Origin of the sequence: Thioclava kandeliae (genome assembly GCF_040297545.1) — a bacterium.
Classification (GTDB): domain Bacteria; phylum Pseudomonadota; class Alphaproteobacteria; order Rhodobacterales; family Rhodobacteraceae; genus Thioclava; species Thioclava kandeliae.
Genome location: NZ_JAYWLC010000065.1, coordinates 1 through 1959, shown reverse-complemented (window position 1 = coordinate 1959; position 1959 = coordinate 1). Strand labels below are relative to the sequence as shown.

Annotated in this window: 3 protein-coding genes; all 3 read left to right on the top strand. The window is 58.6% G+C overall.

Going from position 1 to position 1959, the window contains the following annotated elements; genetic code table 11:
• Positions 1-334: transposase (locus VSX56_RS20500; protein WP_350938465.1), on the top strand; the 334-nt coding region annotated here is incomplete at its 5' end.
• Between the two features lie 162 nt (positions 335-496).
• Positions 497-1129, top strand: a complete 633-nt coding sequence (locus tag VSX56_RS20495) for a PDDEXK family nuclease (protein WP_350939369.1) — start codon at positions 497-499, stop codon at positions 1127-1129.
• A complete protein-coding gene (locus VSX56_RS20490; RefSeq protein WP_350939368.1) occupies positions 1129-1884 on the top strand; it encodes a hypothetical protein in 756 nt (251 codons plus the stop codon). The genes VSX56_RS20495 and VSX56_RS20490 overlap by 1 nt, the downstream gene beginning before the upstream one ends.
• The last annotated feature ends 75 nt before the right edge of the window (positions 1885-1959 follow it).

Here is a 1959-nt window from a genome sequence, read left to right as displayed (position 1 = left end):
CGCTGATCAGATGCGTCCGAAACTGCCAAAGCTGGCGACCCTCATGGACGGCGCCGAGGAGGATGTGCTGGCCTACATGACCTTTCCCCAGCAGCATCGAACGAAGCTACACAGCACAAATCCGATGGAGCGCCTAAACGGCGAGATCAAGCGCCGTACGGACGTGGTCGGGATCTTTCCTAATGAGGCTTCGATCCGCCGCCTCGTTGGGGCCATCCTGATGGAGCAGACCGAGGAATGGACCGTCCAGCGCGGTCGATACATGACACTGGAAACGCTGGCGCCAATCTGCGATGATGTCGTGGTCAGCTTGCCTGCAGCGCAGCGCGACTGATCAGCTCGGCCCGCCAGTCAGCACGAGGCCCGCTATGAGCTACACCATCAGTTGGGACACGATCGGGGCAGAGATTGATCTGCCGCGCGGGTTAGAATTCCAATGGATGGATTTGATTTCGGGGGGCTGTATGTGCCCCCGGAGCGTACGCGGGCGACGCGTATGTTTGCGGCGCGCTCAAAGTCGAGCGCGCGTGGTTTTCTGCTGGCCAAACTGCATCGGAGTGCTGCATGGCGTAAGTTTATCTTTGAGAGCAATGAGGAGCGTAAATGCCTGCTCGTTAGCTTCTCGCAAAGGGAAGTGGTCGACATCTGGGACCAGCTGCCCCGCGTTCCCTTCCGCGATGCTGCGGGGAAGCTTCGGTATCACGTCTTTGATTACCTTCTTCTGTTTGAGACCGGCTTCAAGCTTGCACTGGCCGTAAAGCCGAGCGCCTTGGTCGAACGTAACTGCTTCGAGAAGGAGCTCGCGCTTATCAAAGCTCAGCTGCCGAAGCGGTTTGCGGATGATGCTCTGCTCGTGACCGAGAACAGCTACTCCGAGGCAGAGGTGCGGAATGCCGAGCTCCTTCATATGTTTCGCGGGATTGAGGACGCGGAAGCTGATGCTGCTGTCGTCGAGGTTTTGCGCGGGCTGAACGGATCGACATCGGTGCAGCAGGTCGTGAAGGCGACCGGGCTGAAGGGGCGGGCCTATCGCGCGGTCTTTCGGGCGATCTTTGACGGGGCAGTTGAGGCAGATCTGTCGCAGCATATCACCGAGCGCAGCATATTGATGCTGCCGGAGGTGCGATAATGGCGCCCCGGTTACGCATATCCAAGGCCGAGGCGGTGATTCTCGGCAAGACCCTTCACATGGTCGACAATGTGAGCGAGACGCTTGTGGAATTGCGCGCATTAAATGTCAATTCCGAGCCTCTTTGCCCGAGCCATCAGGATCTTAAGACGATGCTGGAGGATGGCAAAGCACGGCTGGAATATGGCTATTTTTCCAACTCAAGAGCTGCGCGGCGGGCCTTGGCGGGAAGCATGCTTGTAAGCCGAATGCCTGCTACCGAGCAGGCCCGCGTTTTTCGCAAACAGCTTTTCGTGGAAGAATTTGAGGCGGGGGAGGCCGCCAAGGAAGTCAGCCGCTCGCAAGCTTCCGTTTGTGCCTACATGCCCAAACTGGTCGAACGTGTCGAGGCGAGGCTGACGGAGCAGATCCGCCAAGGGCGCAACGCTGACGAACTGGCAAAGCTCTTCGCGCTGCGCGCGCCTTGTCGGACATCGCTCATGAAATGGCTGAGGGATTGGCAGGAAACGCGCGATCCGATGTGCCTTGTCAAAAGGTCGCGTTTCAATAGCCAGAATGCCAAGCGGGTCTCTGCGCGGGCCGAGGCGATCATGCAGGAGACATTCAAGCTCTATCTACATCCGAACCGGGTCAATGTGCCTTATGTGACCATGCAAGTGAGCAGGGCCATTCGCGAGCTAAACAAGTCACTCGCCTTGAATGAAGACCTGCCGGAGCCAGAGATTTCCGAAAGCACGGGATCGTGTCCCAACTGATGGTGTAGCTCATAGCGGGCCTCGTGCTGACTGGCGGGCCGAGCTGATCAGTCGCGCTGCGCTGCAGGCAAGCTG